The sequence below is a fragment of the Sphaerisporangium sp. B11E5 genome (assembly GCF_039871875.1).
In the GTDB taxonomy this organism is placed as follows: domain Bacteria; phylum Actinomycetota; class Actinomycetes; order Streptosporangiales; family Streptosporangiaceae; genus Sphaerisporangium.
Genome location: NZ_JBDPMD010000008.1, coordinates 1 through 15640, shown reverse-complemented (window position 1 = coordinate 15640; position 15640 = coordinate 1). Strand labels below are relative to the sequence as shown.

At 72.9% G+C, this 15640-nt stretch carries 13 protein-coding genes and 1 pseudogene; 7 read left to right on the top strand and 7 right to left on the bottom strand.

Features of this window, described 5'->3' with window-relative positions; translation table 11 throughout:
* Positions 1 to 813: a DUF3027 domain-containing protein gene (locus ABGB17_RS10440; RefSeq protein WP_347627908.1), complete on the bottom strand. Its 813-nt coding sequence runs from the start codon at positions 811 to 813 to the stop codon at positions 1 to 3.
* A 167-nt stretch (positions 814 to 980) separates the two neighbouring features.
* Between ABGB17_RS10440 and ABGB17_RS10435 the strand changes: the two genes are divergently transcribed.
* The gene (locus tag ABGB17_RS10435; RefSeq protein ID WP_347627906.1) at positions 981 to 2627 is read left to right on the top strand and encodes an MFS transporter; all 1647 of its coding nucleotides are present in this window, start codon (positions 981 to 983) and stop codon (positions 2625 to 2627) included.
* Positions 2628 to 2659: 32 nt separating this feature from the next.
* Here the strand turns inward: ABGB17_RS10435 and ABGB17_RS10430 are convergent, their stop codons facing one another.
* Positions 2660 to 3058 carry a cold-shock protein gene (locus ABGB17_RS10430; protein WP_347627904.1) on the bottom strand — a complete coding sequence of 133 codons (399 nt, stop codon included), beginning with the start codon at positions 3056 to 3058 and terminating at the stop codon, positions 2660 to 2662.
* Positions 3059 to 3121: 63 nt separating this feature from the next.
* Positions 3122 to 3757 (bottom strand): HAD family hydrolase, encoded by a 636-nt coding sequence (locus ABGB17_RS10425; RefSeq protein ID WP_347627902.1) that lies wholly within the window; start codon positions 3755 to 3757, stop codon positions 3122 to 3124.
* A 122-nt stretch (positions 3758 to 3879) separates the two neighbouring features.
* On the opposite strand from ABGB17_RS10425, the gene ABGB17_RS10420 reads away from it, so the two are divergent.
* Positions 3880 to 4527, top strand: coding sequence for a helix-turn-helix domain-containing protein (locus ABGB17_RS10420; protein WP_347627900.1), 648 nt, complete (start codon positions 3880 to 3882; stop codon positions 4525 to 4527).
* Here the strand turns inward: ABGB17_RS10420 and ABGB17_RS10415 are convergent.
* The gene (locus tag ABGB17_RS10415) at positions 4472 to 5734 is read right to left on the bottom strand and encodes a hypothetical protein (RefSeq protein ID WP_347627898.1); all 1263 of its coding nucleotides are present in this window, start codon (positions 5732 to 5734) and stop codon (positions 4472 to 4474) included. The genes ABGB17_RS10420 and ABGB17_RS10415 overlap by 56 nt on opposite strands.
* A 235-nt stretch (positions 5735 to 5969) precedes the next feature.
* Here ABGB17_RS10415 and ABGB17_RS10410 point away from each other — a divergent pair, with 235 nt between their 5' ends.
* From ABGB17_RS10410 to ABGB17_RS10400, 3 genes are all read left to right on the top strand, one after another.
* On the top strand, positions 5970 to 8363 hold the full coding sequence (locus tag ABGB17_RS10410; protein WP_347627896.1) for a helicase C-terminal domain-containing protein: 2394 nt from the start codon (positions 5970 to 5972) through the stop codon (positions 8361 to 8363).
* A gap of 70 nt (positions 8364 to 8433) precedes the next feature.
* Entirely contained in the window at positions 8434 to 9078 is a 645-nt protein-coding gene (locus ABGB17_RS10405) for a hypothetical protein (RefSeq protein ID WP_347627894.1), read from the top strand.
* Between the two features lie 294 nt (positions 9079 to 9372).
* Complete coding sequence (locus ABGB17_RS10400) at positions 9373 to 11019, top strand: DNA repair helicase XPB (RefSeq protein ID WP_347627892.1); 1647 nt, start codon at positions 9373 to 9375, stop codon at positions 11017 to 11019.
* A 233-nt stretch (positions 11020 to 11252) separates the two neighbouring features.
* Here ABGB17_RS10400 and ABGB17_RS10395 read toward each other — a convergent pair whose 3' ends face one another.
* Positions 11253 to 11594 carry a hypothetical protein gene (locus ABGB17_RS10395; RefSeq protein WP_347627890.1) on the bottom strand — a complete coding sequence of 114 codons (342 nt, stop codon included), beginning with the start codon at positions 11592 to 11594 and terminating at the stop codon, positions 11253 to 11255.
* A gap of 169 nt (positions 11595 to 11763) precedes the next feature.
* Here ABGB17_RS10395 and ABGB17_RS10390 point away from each other — a divergent pair, with 169 nt between their 5' ends.
* Together ABGB17_RS10390 and ABGB17_RS10385 are read left to right on the top strand one after the other, a co-directional pair.
* Positions 11764 to 14010, top strand: coding sequence for an AAA family ATPase (locus ABGB17_RS10390; RefSeq protein ID WP_347627888.1), 2247 nt, complete (start codon positions 11764 to 11766; stop codon positions 14008 to 14010).
* A 38-nt stretch (positions 14011 to 14048) separates the two neighbouring features.
* The gene (locus tag ABGB17_RS10385) at positions 14049 to 14495 is read left to right on the top strand and encodes a GNAT family N-acetyltransferase (RefSeq protein WP_347627886.1); all 447 of its coding nucleotides are present in this window, start codon (positions 14049 to 14051) and stop codon (positions 14493 to 14495) included.
* On the opposite strand, the gene ABGB17_RS10380 is transcribed toward ABGB17_RS10385, so the two are convergent.
* Both ABGB17_RS10380 and groEL read right to left on the bottom strand, forming a co-directional pair.
* On the bottom strand, positions 14461 to 15153 hold the full coding sequence (locus tag ABGB17_RS10380) for a DUF998 domain-containing protein (protein ID WP_347627884.1): 693 nt from the start codon (positions 15151 to 15153) through the stop codon (positions 14461 to 14463). The genes ABGB17_RS10385 and ABGB17_RS10380 overlap by 35 nt on opposite strands.
* 310 nt (positions 15154 to 15463) lie before the next feature.
* Positions 15464 to 15640: pseudogene (gene groEL / locus ABGB17_RS10375) on the bottom strand (chaperonin GroEL); the annotation flags it as partial.

Sequence of the window (15640 nt, the reverse complement as noted above, 5' to 3'; positions counted from 1 at the left end):
TCAGGCGTGGCCGAGGGGCTCGGAGTCCTCCTCATCGGGCACCGAGCCTACGGCCGGTGCGCCGTCGTCCATCAGGTCGTAGCCGAGATCGTCGAGGATCGGCGTGGCCGCCTCGCCGCCGCCCTGCACCACCGCGGCCTCGGAGTGGGCGCCACAACCATGGTCGGCGGCCACCACCTTGCCGTCGTCGGGGGCGAACTCGTTGGCGCAGACGCCGAAGCCGAGCCGCAGCGACCCGGCGAGCGGCCAGTAGAAGCCGCAGGTGGAGCACTGGGCGGGCGCGGCGTGCGCGATCGGGGTGTGCGGGCCGGACTCCCCGGCGTGCCAGCGGTGCACGGCGCGGTCACGCCCGATGGCCGAGAGCACCCGGGCCCGGCCGAGGCCGTACTCGAAGAGCATCTGGTGGTCGGGGTCGTCGTCCGTCTGGGTGAAGCCCGGGGCGAGCCGGTCGTCGTCGTCGGACGTCGGCAGCAGGTCGCCGACGCCGAGGTCGCCCGGCAGCAGCCGCTCGCTCCACGGCACCCAGGCGGGCGGCATCAGCGCGCCGGTGCCGGGCAGCAGCACCGTCTCGCTGACCGTCACGTTGCGGGCGCGGGAGGCACGGGCCACGGTGATGGCCCAGCGCCAGCCGCTGTACGCGCGGTCGAGGCAGGCGAAGTAGTGGGTGACGACGCGCTCGGCCTCGCTCACGAAGCCGAGATGCTCGCCCACCTCGCCGGCGCGGGCGATCTGCTCGGCCGCGGCACGGGCGAGGTCGACGGCGTCGGCACAGGCTTGGTCGACGGCGAAGGTGCGGGAACGAGTGCGACTCACACTGTCAATTCTCACCCATGTCACGAGCGGACATCACGCCTATCGGTGGGGTAGGACTGTAAACCGATGCGGCAGACCGGACCAGGGAGATCAACGGCGGGGAAATCGAGCGTGAGGGGAGGGAGTATGGGCCGGTCCAGGGGTGGGACGCCGTCCACGCGGGACTGATGGGAGGCGGCTGGGAACGGGCGCGGCGAGCCGGCCGCGCCGTGGCGGGCGCCGGGCGCGGCACGCTGCGCGCGAGCCGTACGGCGGCCACCCGGACGGCGCGGGCCGGGCAGGTCACCGCCAAGGGGGTGGCGCGCGCCGGCAAGGGGGTCGGCCACGCCACGCGCAGGCTCACGCACGCCCAGGGCGCCGGCCGCACCGGGCTCGGGCGGCTGATCGAGCTCACCGCCACGCAGAGCGCCGGGGACGCCCTGATCACGGTGTCGCTGGCGGGCACGCTGCTGTTCGGCCTGCCGGTGGACCAGGCACGCGGCCAGGTGGCGCTCTACCTGCTGATCACGATGGTGCCGTTCACCGTGGTCGCGCCGTTCGTGGGGCCGGTCCTTGACCGCTTCCGCTCCGGGCGCCGCTACGTGATGGCGGGCACGCTGTTCGCGCGGGGCCTGCTGTGCTGGGCGATGGCGGCGGCCATCGGCCCCGCTGACGGCCTCACCCTGTTCCCCGCCGCGCTCGCGGTGCTCGTGTTGTCCAAGGCCTACAACGTGTCGCGGGCCGCGACCATGCCGAGCGTGCTGCCCGCCGACATCAGCCTGGTGACGGCGAACGCCAGGGTGGCGCTGTTCTCGCTGGTGTCCGTGGGGGTGACGGCCGCGGCGGGCGCCGGGCTCGCGGCCTGGATCGGCGGCGAGTGGGTGCTGCGCGGCACCATGATCATCTTTCTGGCGGCCGGGGTGTCGGCCATGCGGCTGCCCCGGCACGTGGACGCGCCCGACCTCGACCTCGGTGAGGAGGGCGAACCGGAGGGCGGACGCGGGAAGCGGCGCTGGCGCACGCTGTTCACGCTCGGCCCGGTGGTCACCGAGGCGATGCGGGCGAACGCCGCGCTCCGCGTGTTGTCCGGCTTTTTAATCTTCTTCCTGCTGTTCCTCGTGCAGGAGGGGCATCTGCGCGAGAGCGGCCTGTCCGAGCAGGTGCTGATCGCGATCCTCGCGGCCGGGGCGGGGGCGGGCGGCCTGCTCGGCGCGGTGGTCGCCTCGTGGGTGCGCGGGCACTCCCCGCAGGTGATCGTGCTCATCGCCCTCGGCCTCGCCACGGCGACCGCCGTCGCGGGCGCGTTCTTCTTCTCGTTGTGGCCGGCCGTCACCGTCGCCGCCGTGGCCGGGTTCGCCCAGGAGGTCGGCAAGCTGGCCCTGGACGCCATCGTGCAGCGGGAGATCGGCGAGGAGGTGCGCTCCTCGACGTTCGGCGTGGTCGAGGCGCTGCTGCAGATCGCCTGGGTGATCGGCGGGCTGGCCGGGCTGCTGCTGTCGCTGCTGTCCGGCCGCGCCGCCGGGCCGACCGGCCTCGCGGTGATCGCCGCCGCCATGGTGGTCGCGCTCGTCGCCCTGGTCAGCGCGCGCCGACGCCGGCTGCGCGCCGCCAGGGAACGGCTGCGCGCCGCGGCCCGCACCACGGCCGTGGTCCCCGCACGGGCGGAGGGACGGGACGAACCGGACGGCACCGGGCCGCCGCGGGAGCCGGAGGGCCCGGCACCGGACGCCGGGCCGTCCGGGACGCCGGACGCGACGGAAGGTGACCGGCCGGGGACGGATGGCGGCCACGCGCGGCCAGGAACAACCAAGCCCTTGACCAACCCATACGGCTGATCATCCCCCGCCACATCCGGGCGAGGGAAGGATCAGGCGTCGATGTCGTCGGCGACGGCCCGCAGGACGCTCGCGATCTTCTTGGCGTGGGCGGCATCAGGGTGCTTGCCCCGCTGGTACGAGTTGGAGACGTCGTCCAGAAGTTTGATCAGGTCTTCGACGATGACGACGAGTTCGTCCGGCTTCTTGCGCTTGCCCTTGGGTTTCACGGTCTTGGCGAGCGTCGGGGGCTGCTCAAGCACACGGACCGACAGCGCCTGCTGGCCACGGCGACCCTCGGCCACACCGAACTCGACCTTCTGACCGGGCTTGAGCGCCTCGACGCCCTTGGGGAGCGCCGAGGAGTGCACGAACACCTCACCGCCGTCGTCGCGGGTGAGGAATCCGAAGCCCTTGTCAGCGTCGTACCACTTGACCTTGCCAGTAGGCACAGGGGTGACCTCGTTCAGACTGTCATGAATGGTAATGGATGTAGGTTATGCCCACCCGGGACGTCAGATGACCGTCGAAACGGCCCCGATTTCCTGGGCGCACCACGCCGAGAACCACGAGGCGAATTCTGTCAGATCGCGCAGGATGACGTCGGCTCCATGGGCCCGCATCGCCTCCTGCGGGTAGGCCCCGGTGGTGACCGTCACACTGACCGCGCCGCCCGCCCGCGCCGCCGCGATATCGGCCACGTGATCCCCGACATAGGCGGCGGCCCCGAATTGCGCGATGGCGGCCCCTTTAGCCGCTCCGAACACTGAACCCGCTACTTCGTCCACATCCAGCCGCAGGAAATCGACCGTTTCGCGCGCGGAGACGCCGTTCTTGCCCGTCACCACGATGATCCGGCCGCCGTGGCGGCGCACCTCGGCCACCGCCTCCGCCGCACCCGGCATGAGCGTCGTCCGCGGCACGGCGACCTCCCCGTAGAGAGAGCGGTACAGCGCCGCCGCCTCCGGGACGTCCTCCTCGGGCAGCCAGCGGGCCAGCTCCTGCTCAAGCGGCGGGCCCAGCCTGCTCACCACCTCGGCGCTGTCGATGCGCACGCCGAGCCGGGACGCCACCTCGTCGTACACCGCCGCGATCCCCGCGCGGGTGTCCGCCAGCGTCAGATCGAGATCGAATCCTACCGAGCACACCATTGCAGGATGCCAAACAGCCGAGGGCCGCGCGCACCCCAGTCCTCGTATGGGAACCTGAGTGCACCAAAGAAAGGGGTCACTTATCTCGGGGCGCTCACCGGCCGAGGAAGGTGTGGAGCGACATGACCAGATCCACGCGCGATCGCATCGTCGGCGAGTCCTTGCGACTGTTCGCCGAGCGAGGGTACGCGGCGACCTCCGTCGCCGAGATCGAGGCCGCCGCCGGGCTCTCCCCGGGGGCGGGCGGGCTCTACCGGCACTTCCGGTCCAAGTACGAGGTCCTGGCCACCGCGGTGGGCGAGCACGCCGCGCGCACCCGCACGCACATCGCGGACGCGCTGGCGGAGGCGAGCGCGCTCGGCGCGCCCGTGCCGCTGGAGGAGCGGCTCGCGCACATCTGCCGCGCGGGTCTCGCCAAGGTGCGTGAGGAAGGCCAGCTCACGCGCGTGTTCTTCCGCGACCTCAGCCAGTTCCCCGAGCTGGTCGTCCTCGTGCGCGAGGGCTTGCTCCAGCCGATGTTCGACGCGATCACCACGTGGTTCCGCGCGCAGCCGGAGTACGCCGAGGCCGACGTCGACTGGCCGGCCATCGGTGCCGTGCTCGGCGGCGCGGTCGTGCACTACCGCCTGTTCCAGGACACCGTGAGCGACATGCCGGGCCACGCCGATCCTGACCGGTTCGTGGCGTCCTGGGTGCGCCTGTCGCTGGGCCTGCTCAGCGCACCAGCCCGGGCGGCGACGACCGCCGGGGTGGCGGAGGTGGCGGGTTGAGCAGCCGGTACCCGAGCCACGCCACGCCACCGGCCGCGCCGAACATGAACATCAGCCCGCTGACGTGGAAGAACGACGCGGTGAACGCCTCCAGCGCGTTGCCTTCCTCCTCGGGCGACCTGAGCGCGCCGAGCACGACCCCGCCGACCACATAAGCGAGGATCGGCGCCGCCAATCCGGTGAGCCGATCCTTGAACATCCACCCGTGCGACGCCAGCACGGTCAGCGCCCCGACGGCCCAGACCAACACCGGGAACGGAAAAATCGCAACGTAAGGCAACGGGAACGGAATCAACAACCCCGCCAGAAGCAGCAGTGCCATCCCCGCCACCTCCCGCCGCTCATTCCGCAGCACCGTTCCCACGTCCCGCCCGTCCGCAGCCCCGGTGGCCCGCCGCAACCGCTCCCCCAACGGCCGCCCTGACGCCACCGGCCCCCGGGTGGCGCCCCGCGCCATCCGGGGCGCCGACGGCGGCAACGGCTTGCGTGCCGCACCCGAGGAGGGCGCCCTGCGCATACTCGCCGGCGGCGCCCCCCAGGTGCCCTTCAACGGCGCCCGCCCCGCCCGCATCCGCGTGCCGGGCCCGTCCGGCCCTGAGGGTTCCTCTGACCGGACACCGGACGCGGCGGGCTCGACGGCCGGCTCGACGGGCGGCACAGGAGGCTGCACGGCGGTGACCGGCTCGTCGGGCGCGGCGTCGCCGACCACGGGCAGCACCTGCGTGGCCGAGTCGTCGAAGTCGGCCTCGGACACCTCACCCGCCGCCCCCGGGGTCACGCCGCCCGGGCCGTCGGCCGGGGGAGCGGCATCCGTAGGCGGCGGCCCGCCGGCCTGAGCCGGGCCCCCGCCGCCGGGAGCCGGCGGCGTCGCGGAGAGGCCGGTGGAGCCGGGCACGCGTCCGGACCCGGCGCCGGTCATCGGGCCGGACGTGCGGGTGGAGCGGGCGGAGGCGGGCCGGGCGGCGAGGGGCTGGCCGGCGGCGGTGAGGCGTTCGATCTCGCGGCGCAGCAGGACGGCGGGGTCGCCGAAGCGGCCGAGCACCTTCCGCACGGTGGCGGGGTCGTCGCTGCCGCGCCGTTCCTCCTCGATGCGGTCACGCAGCCGGCGGACGAAGTCAAGCCGCTGTTCGGTGCGCAGCACGCCGTGGGCGGCGTCGGCCACTTTGCTGACGTACTCCAGGACGAGCTGGTCGGCGCGCTCGATCACTCTCGTCATACTGCCCCAGCCGCAGGCCCCCCGCATCCCTTCGGATGAATGGCGGGTTTTACGGAGGTAATGGCCCTCCACTAAGGCCATTGGTGAGATGTCAGGAATGAGGGAGTTCACATGGAGTTGATCCCTCCAGCGCCGTGCCATCCGCTCTCGCCTCCTACGATGGAGTGGATCCCACGGTGTGGAACGGGCACGCGGTGACGGCTGACAGGGGGTTCGGTGGTGCGTGGTGAACACCGAGTTCGCTGAGTGGCTGCGCGGCCTGCCCGACGACCGGCTGCGCGCCCTGGTGTCCACCCGCCCCGAGCTGATCACTCCCGTGCCCGCCCATGTGGACGGCCTCGCCATCCGGGCCGCCGGCCCCTCCGCCACCAGCAGGGCCCTGGACCGCCTCGACCGCTTCACCCTCGCCGTGATCGAGACCCTCGTCGTGCTGACCGAGGACGACGGCCCCGCCCTGCCGTACACCGCTCTGCGCGCCGCCGTGGCCCGCTCCGTCCCCCCGGGCGAGACCCCGCGCCTGGACGAGGCCCTGCGCCGCGCCGTGGAGGCACTCAAGACGGCCGCGCTGGCCTACGGCGACGACCAGGGCCTGCGCGTCGCCCCCGGCGTCCGCGACGTCTCGGACAGCCCCGCCGGCCTCGGCCCACCCGCCGCCGACGTCTTCCGCCACCACCCGCCGGACCGCCTCACCGGCCTGCTGGACGCCGTGCACGGCCACGAGCACAGCCCCGGCGCGGAGGCCGGCGTCGTCGAACGGCTCGCGGAGGCCCTGGCCGAGGGCGGGGTCGTGGAAAGGTTGCTGGCCGACGTCGGCCCCCAGGCCAGGGCCGCCCTTGAGGAGCTGACCTGGGGCCCGCCCACCGGCCGCGTCCCCAACGCCAGGCGCGAGGTGACCCTCGCCACCGCCCAGTCCCCCATCGAGCAGCTCCTGGCCCGCGGCCTGCTCGGCGCCACCGGCGACGAGAGCGTGGCGCTGCCCCGCGAGGTCGGCCTGGTGCTGCGCGGCGGCCGGGTGCACCGCGACCTCAGCCCGTGGGCACCGGCGCTGACCGGCGCGGACCGCGACCAGCGGCTCGCCGACCGCACCGCCGCCGGGCAGGCGTTCACGTTCACCCGCACGGTGGAGGAGCTCTGCGAGCACTGGGGCGTCGACCCGCCGGGGATGCTGCGCACCGGCGGCCTCGCGGTGCGCGACCTGAAACGCACGGCCCAGGTGCTCGACCTGCCCGAGTGGACCGCCGCCCTGGTCATCGAGGTCGCCCACGGCGCGGGCCTGATCGCCGCCACCGGCCAGGCCGACGGCGAGTGGACCCCCACGACCGCCTACGACGTGTGGCGGGTGCGCGCCACCGAGGACCGCTGGGAGGCGCTCGCGTCGTCCTGGCTGACCAGCGAGCGCGTCCCCGGCCTGGTCGGCGAGCGGGACGACCGCGAGCGCCTGCTGAACGTCCTGCACCCCGAGCTGCGCCGCCCGGTGGCGGCCGAGGTGCGCCTGCGCACCCTGCGCGTGCTCGCCTCCGCCCCGCCGGGCCTCGCCCCGGCCCCCGAGTCGGTCCACGAGCGGCTGGCGTACGAGCAGCCGCGCCGCCGCGCCGCGTACCGGGACCAGCTCGTCGCCTTCACCCTGCGCGAGGCCGAGCAGCTCGGCGTCACCGGCCTCGGCACGTTGTCCGCCTTCGGCCGCGCCCTGCTCCCCGGGTCCTCCGGCGAGGCGGCCCTCGTGCTGGCGCCCCTGCTGCCCGAGCCGGTCGACCACGTGGTGCTGCAGGCCGACCTGACCGCGGTGGCGCCGGGGCCGCTCACCAGCGACCTCGGGCGGTGGCTGGCCCTGGCCGCCGACATCGAGTCCAAGGGCGGCGCGACGGTGTACCGGTTCGCCGAGGGGTCGATCCGGCGGGCCCTGGACGCCGGGTCCAGCGCCGACGAGCTGCTGGCCATGCTGGAGAAACACTCCACCACGCCGGTGCCGCAGCCGCTGCGCTACCTGGTGACCGACGTCGCCCGGCGGCACGGACGCGTCCGGGTCGGCACGGCCGGCGCGTACGTGCGGTGCGACGACCCGGCGGTCCTTGACGAGGTGATGGCCGACCGGCGGGCCTCGCCGCTGCGGCTGCGCCGCCTCGCGCCGACCGTGGTGGCCTCGCGCAACTCCCGCACGGTGGTCGTGGACACGCTGCGCGCCCTCGGGTACGCGCCGGTGGCCGAGTCGTCCGACGGCGACGTGCTGGTGTCCCGGGCCGACGCCAAGCGCACCGAACGCCCGCCCGCCGCACGCCCCGCCCCCGGGGCGCTCGGCCTGGACACCGACGTGGTGGCGGCGGCCGTGCGCGCCGTCCGGGCGGGCGACGAGGCGCACCGGGCCCGGCGGCGGCCGGTGCCCGAGCCGGATGGTCAGGTGCCGCGCTCGCCGTCGTCCAGCACGATCACCGCGCTGCAGGAGGCGATCAGGCAGGGCGCGCGGGTGTGGATCGGCTATCTCGACGCGCAGGGGCAGGCCACCAGCCGCATCCTGGAACCCGCGCGCATGGAGGGCGGCTACCTCACCGCGTACGACGAGACCCGCGCCGCCGTCCACCGTTTCGCGCTTCATCGCATCACCGGGGTCGCCGACGTAAGCTGATCCTCCCCCTTGCGCGTGTGCCGTCGTGGTATTTGTAGATCCGCTCGGACGGCCAGGAAATGAGAAGATCGTGAGCAGCGGCACCCCGGAGCACCACGGCTGGCACCCCCAGACCCCGCAGGACGCGTACGGCGGCCAGTACGGCCACCAGGATCCCTACGGCGGTCAGTACCAGCACGGCCAGCAGCCCTACGGCCAGCCCGGCTACGGCCAGCCGAGCTACAACCAGCCGCCCGACCAGGGCCAGGGCGGCTACGGCCAGCCGGGCCACGGGCAGCCCCAGGACCAGCCCGGGTACGGCCAGCCGGGCTACGGCCAGCCCGGGTACGGCCAGCCGCCGGACCAGGGCGGGTACGGCCAGGGCTACGACCCGCAGTACGGCGGCTACGCCCAGCCGGGCTACGGCTACCAGCAGCCGTACGGCCCGCCGCCGCAGTACGGCAGCCAGGGCCCGCGCACCCACGCGATCGTCGCGCTGGTGATCAGCATTATTCTGGCGCTGAGCTGCTACGTGTCCCTCGGCGGGCTCGCCGGCGCCATCCTCGCCGGCATCGCCCTCGGCAAGGTCGACACCGAGCCCCAGCGGGCCCGCTCCCTGCTGAAGTGGTGCTGGATCGCCATCGGCATCAACGTCGTGCTGCTGATCGCCGGCATCGCCCTGATCGTCTTCCTCGGCGTCAACGGAGCCTTCACCCCGAGCGGCCTCTCGAGCTGACCGCCGTACGGCGGCGCCGCGTTCACCGTACCACGTCCCGCCGCGTCGGCGCCGTGAGAACCCGGCGCGGCCTGGACGCTGTGGTCCCCACGCACGCGGACGGGAGCGCCACACGGTCGCCACGCACGCGGACGGGAGCGCCACACGATCCCCACGCACACGGACGGGAGCGCCACGCGGACGAGGCCGTGGGTCAAGGCGCGGGAAAACGGGACTGATCCGGCTCCTAGTCTTGTTGGATAGCGGGATGGGCCGTCATCGCGGCCTCCGGCGAATCCGGGAGAAGAGAGAGACGTGTCTGACGGGCCGCTGATCGTCCAATCCGACAAGACCTTGCTGCTGGAGGTCGGCCACGACAGGGCCGACGAGTGCCGCAAGGCGATCGCGCCGTTCGCCGAGCTCGAGCGTGCGCCCGAGCATGTGCACACCTACCGGGTGACGCCGCTCGCGCTGTGGAACGCGCGGGCGGCCGGGCACGACGCCGAGCAGGTCGTGGACGCGCTGATCACGCACAGTCGTTACCCGGTGCCGCACGCGCTGCTCGTGGACGTCGCGGAGACGATGTCGCGGTACGGCAGGCTGCGGCTGGAGAAGACCCAGCACCACGGGCTGGTCCTCACCAGCACCGACAAGGCGGTGCTCGCCGAGGTCCTGCGGTCCAAGAAGATCCAGCCGATGCTCGGCGAGCGCATCGGCGACGACTCGGTGGTGGTGCACCCGAGCGAGCGCGGCAACATCAAGCAGGCGCTGCTGAAGATCGGCTGGCCGGCCGAGGACCTCGCGGGGTACGTCGACGGCGAGCACCACCGCATCGCGCTCAACGAGGACACCTGGCACCTGCGCCCCTACCAGCGGGAGGCCGCCGAGGCGTTCTGGAACGGCGGCTCAGGCGTCGTCGTGCTGCCCTGCGGCGCCGGCAAGACCATCGTGGGCGCGGCGGCGATGGCGCACGCGCAGGCCACCACCCTCATCCTGGTGACCAACACGGTGTCCGCCCACCAGTGGAAACAGGAGCTGCTGCGCCGCACGTCGCTCACCGAGGACGAGATCGGCGAGTACACCGGCAGCAAGAAGGAGATCCGCCCGGTCACCATCGCCACCTACCAGGTGATGACCACCAAGCGGCAGGGCACCTACCGCCACCTGGAGCTGTTCGACGCCCGCGACTGGGGCCTGGTCATCTACGACGAGGTCCACCTGCTGCCCGCGCCGATCTTCCGCATGACGGCCGACCTGCAGGCCAGGCGCCGGGTGGGCCTCACCGCGACGCTGGTCCGCGAGGACGGCCGCGAGGGCGACGTGTTCTCCCTGATCGGCCCGAAGCGGTACGACGCGCCGTGGAAGGAGATGGAGAACCAGGGGTGGATCGCGCCGGCCGACTGCGTCGAGGTGCGGGTGACGCTGACCGACGAGGAGCGGCTGGCGTACGCGATGGCCGACGCCGAGGAGCGGTACCGCTTCTGCGCCACCACGCCGTCCAAGACCCGGGTGACCGAGCACCTGGTGCGGCGGCACGCGGGTGAGCAGGTGCTGGTGATCGGGCAGTACATCGACCAGCTCGACGAGCTCGCCGAGCACCTGAACGCGCCGGTGATCAAGGGCGAGACGCGCATCAAGGAGCGGGAGCGGCTGTACCAGGCGTTCCGCGACAAGGAGATCCAGGTGCTCGTCGTCTCCAAGGTCGCCAACTTCTCCATCGACCTGCCGGAGGCGTCGGTGGCGATCCAGGTGTCGGGCACGTTCGGGTCGCGCCAGGAGGAGGCGCAGCGGCTCGGCCGGGTGCTGCGGCCGAAGGCGGACGGCGGCGGGGCCCGGTTCTACAGCGTGGTCAGCCGCGACACCATCGACCAGGATTTCGCGGCCCACCGGCAGCGGTTCCTGGCCGAACAGGGTTACGCCTACGAAATCATCGACGCGGACGACGTGCTCGCCAGCGAATGACCTCGCTGAGCGGCACGTCGCCGGCTCCCCCGGACCCGCCCGTGGATATTCACCCCGGGTGGGCGGGCATTCAGGTCCAGGAAATACCGTCGGCCCTGTTCAACCGCGTCACCCCCTCGCGTATTGGCTGCCACGCACGCCAACTGCGACATACCCCATGATCTAACCAAATCACAAGGTTTGTCCCGCTTTTTGGGGATTTTGGTATGTACTAACGCATCGTGTCGGGGACATCACCGACCGACTAACCCTCCCACGTAAAGCACACCCAACGCCAATAGCCAAGACGCCGTCGCGACCGCGACCAGCACGAGTGACTTTTCGGGATATCTACGCATAAGTGGCGGCAGCAAGCCGATAACTGTGCAGGTCGCCGCGATGAAGGCGCACAATCCGGACAGCGTGGAGACCACGATGAGCCGGTCCACACACGACTCCGGCGACTCCTCCCTGCCGCAGAACGCCGCGAGCCCCCAGCCGGCGAAGACCGAGAGCGTCCACAGCCCACCGAGCAGCAGGTTGGCCATGGCGGGGATGACCGGCGAGACCGTCATCTTCTCGGTGCGCGTCGTCACCTCCACGGCGTACCCAAAAGCCAAGAGCGGGCAAACGCCGGATAAGCACTAGATCGCACCGCCGCAGGTGGGCCACCGGATATTCGGATGCCGGTGGAACGTGGGGCGCGTAGGCTAGTGGGTTCGCGCCTCAGTCGAACCCACCCCGTCCCCCAAGGAGCGCTTCAGCATGCCGGGACATCGATTGGCCCCCGACATACCCGACGACCAGACCATCGGCACGACCACGGCCGACCGGACCGCGGACGGCGGCACCACAGGCGACCGGACCACAGGCGACCGGACCACAGGCGACCCGACCACAGGCGACCCGACCACAGGCGACCCGACCACAGGCGACCCGACCACAGGCGACCCGACCACAGGCGACCCGACCACAGGCGACCCGACCACAGGCGACCCGACCACAGGCGACCCGACCGCCGGCGACCCCGCGGCCGTGCTCGGCGGGGAACGTGCCCACCTCGCCGCCTCCCGGGCCGCGCTCCAGGCGATGCGCGAGCACGCGCAGTCGTTGTCCGCCGACGCGGCCGGCGACTGGGTGTCCCAGCAGATCCTGCAGAGCCTGCTCGACCAGCGGGTGGCCGCGCTGGCCGACCACCCCGACACGCCCCTGTTCTTCGGCCGCCTCGACCGGTCCGCCGCCGACGACCTGCCGGACACCATCCACGTCGGGCGCCGCCACGTGCACGACGACCAGAGCCGGCCGCTGGTCATCGACTGGCGTGCGCCGATCTCGCGGGCGTTCTACCAGGCCAGGCCCGCCGACCCGATGGGCGTGCGGCTGCGCAGGCGGTTCGGCTTCCGCGGCGGTGAGCTGACCGCGTTCGAGGACGAGCGGCTGGACGAGGGCGCGCCGCTCTCGCAGTCGAGGATCCTCACCGAGGAGATCGAGCGGCCCCGCACCGGCCCCATGCGCGACATCGTCGCCACCATCCAGCCCGACCAGGACGAGATCGTCCGCGAGGACCTCACCCGCACGGTGTGCGTGCAGGGTGCCCCCGGCACCGGCAAGACCGCCGTCGGCCTGCACCGGGCCGCGTACCTGCTGTTCACCCATCGCGAGAAGCTCGCCCGGTCCGGCGTGATGATCGTCGGCCCGAACGGCGCGTTCCTGTCGTACATCTCCTCGGTGCTGCCCGCCCTCGGCGAGGTGAAGGTCGACCAGACCACCGTCGCCGGCATCCTCGGCGGCCACGCCGCGCCCGAGGACCCCGCCGTCGCCGCGATCAAGGGCGACGCCCGAATGGCGCCGGTGCTGCGCCGCGCGTTGTGGCTGCACATCAACAAGCCCGAGGAGGGCCTGCTGATCACCCGGGGCGCCAGCCGCTTCCGGGTCGCCGACCACGAGGTGCGCGAGATCGTCGCGTCGCTGCGCGGCACCACCCGGTACGGCCCCGGCCGCGCCGCGCTCGCCCAGCGCCTCGCGCACACCGTGCTGGTGCGCATGGAACAGCGCGGCGAGTCACCCGACGACCGGGTGCAGGACGCGGTCGCCCGGTCCGCGCCGGTCAAGCGGCTCCTGGACCAGGTCTGGCCGAAGGTCACCCCGGCGCAGGTGCTCTTCCGGCTGTTCTCCGACGACGCGTTCCTCGCCGCCGCCGCCAAGAGCGATCTGACCGCCGAGGAGCGGGAGGCGCTGCTGTGGCGCAAGCCGCCCCGTTCCTGGAAGTCCGCCAAGTGGTCCGCCGCGGACGCCGCGCTGCTCGACGAGCTGGCCGACCTCAACGAGCGCACCCCCACCCTCGGGCACATCGTGGTGGACGAGGCGCAGGACCTGTCGGCGATGCAGTTGCGCGCCCTCGGCCGCCGGTGCCGCACCGGCTCGGCCACCGTGCTGGGCGACCTGGCGCAGGGCACCACGCCGTGGTCCGCGCGTTCCTGGAACGACGTGCTCACCCACCTCGGCGCCGCCGAGGGCGTGGTCACCGAGCTGACCCTCGGCTTCCGCGTGCCGCGCGAGGTGCTCGACTTCGCCGCCCGGCTGCTGCCGTCCATCGCCCCCGATCTCGCCGCCCCGCGTTCGCTGCGCCCCGGCGCCGGGTCGCTGACCGTGCGCCCGTCCGCCGACGTCCTCGCCGACCTCGCCGCCGCCGTGCGCGGCGTGCTGGACCACGAGGGGTCCGTCGGCGTCATCGCCGCCGACGCCACGGTCCCCGCGGCCTCGGCCGCGCTCACCTCCTCCGGCGTCGAGCACGACGTGCTGGCGCCCGACACGGCCGCGGCGCGCCGGGTCTGCGTGATCCCGGCCTCGCTCGCCAAGGGCCTCGAATACGACCACGTCGTCGCGCTGGAGCCCGCCGACATCGTCGAGGCCGAGCCCCGGGGCCTCGCCCGGCTCTACGTGGTGCTCACCCGCGCGGTGACCACCCTCACTCTGCTGCACGCCCGCCCGCTTCCGGGCCGGCTGTCCTGACTCCGCCGCCTTCGGGGGATCTTGCTACGTTCTACGGCATGAACGAATCGAACCTCGTGCTGCGTCCCGCCGTGGACGACGACGTGGAGGCGGTCCTGCGCTTCTGGAAGGGCGCGGCGGAGAACACCGACCGGCACGACACGCCCGAAGGCGTCCGGAGGCTGATCGCCCGTGACCCGGACGCCCTGATGATCGCCGAGCTGGACGGCCGCATGGTGGGCACGCTGATCGCGGGCTGGGACGGGTGGCGCTGCCACCTGTACCGGCTCGCGGTCGATCCCGCGGCGCGCCGCCGCGGCGTCGCCCGCGCGTTGCTCGCCGCCGCCGAGGAGCGGCTGGCCACGCTCGGCGGGGTGCGGGCCGACGCCATGGTCCTCAACGACAACCTCCCCGCGCACGAGGCGTGGGACGCCCTCGGCTACCGCCAGCAGACCCACACCGACCGGTGGGTCAAGCCGCTGACCGGCGGTCGCCCGGCAGGCTGACCGTCCCCTGCGCGGCGCCCGCCCGGAGCAGGTGGACGGCGAGCAGGCTCAGGTACGTCCACCCGATGACGATGCTGAGCCGCTGGTACAAGCCGCCCACCTCGATCAGGCCCTCCTGACCGCTGAAGCCGAGGCCCGCCATGAAGAACGTCGCGAGGAACAACACCGGGGTGACCAGCGAGTACACCGCCCAGCCCACCTGGCGGGTGCCGGTGAACCGCCGGGCGAGCACGAAACAGGCGATCGGCAGCGCCAGGAAGACCGGCGCGGAGAACAGGTCGTGCAGCAGGCCGACGGTGGTCTGCGCCCCCTTGTCCGGGGTGCCGGGCGGGTAGCCGTTCACCGGGTCGGTCACGAAGACCCCCGCGCCGATCAGGCCGATCGCGTACATCCCCACCAGCAAGGGTGCCCACCGGGCGCCCCTGCCGGGCAGCAACGCCGGCCGCAACCCGAAGGCGAAGGCCAGCATCAGCGTGCCGGTGACGAGGAAGTTGGCCGTCTGCGTCCAGCCGAAGTCGCCGAGCGCCAGCGAGCTGACCGGGTGCCGCACCGGGTCGTACCCGTCCCGGGTGGCCCCCTCGACGAGGAACGCCACGATGAAGAACGGCCCCCCGATCGCGCCACAGGTGAGCAGGCGCCGCGTCGTCGCGGGTGTCATGATCGGCCTCCCATGTCGGGTGACGGCATCAGCACGGTCAGCATGAGAACGCTCCTCATGAGTCCTGAGTGCCACATGCCCCCATACCGGTATCGAACGTCCACGGCGCGACCGCTCGGGGCGGACCGCGTGCGGCACGCCGGTCCCGGTGACCGCCGGCGCGCGGTTCGCCGTCCGGGTTCCGCAGGGGACTCCGTCGTGCAGGTGGAAAGGCTGTCCGTGAGGTGTGGAACGCCGAAGGGCCACCCCCGGCGGTGCCGGGGATGGCCCTTTCAGGTACTGACGGACTCAGGAGCCCATTACTGCGGACTCAGAAGTCCATGTCGCCGCCGCCGGGCATGGCGGGCGCGGCCGGGGTCTTCTCGGGCTTCTCGGCGATGACGGCCTCGGTGGTGAGGAACAGCGCGGCGATGGACGCGGCGTTCTGCAGGGCCGAGCGGGTGACCTTGGCGGGGTCGATGATGCCGGCTTCGAGCATGTTGACGTA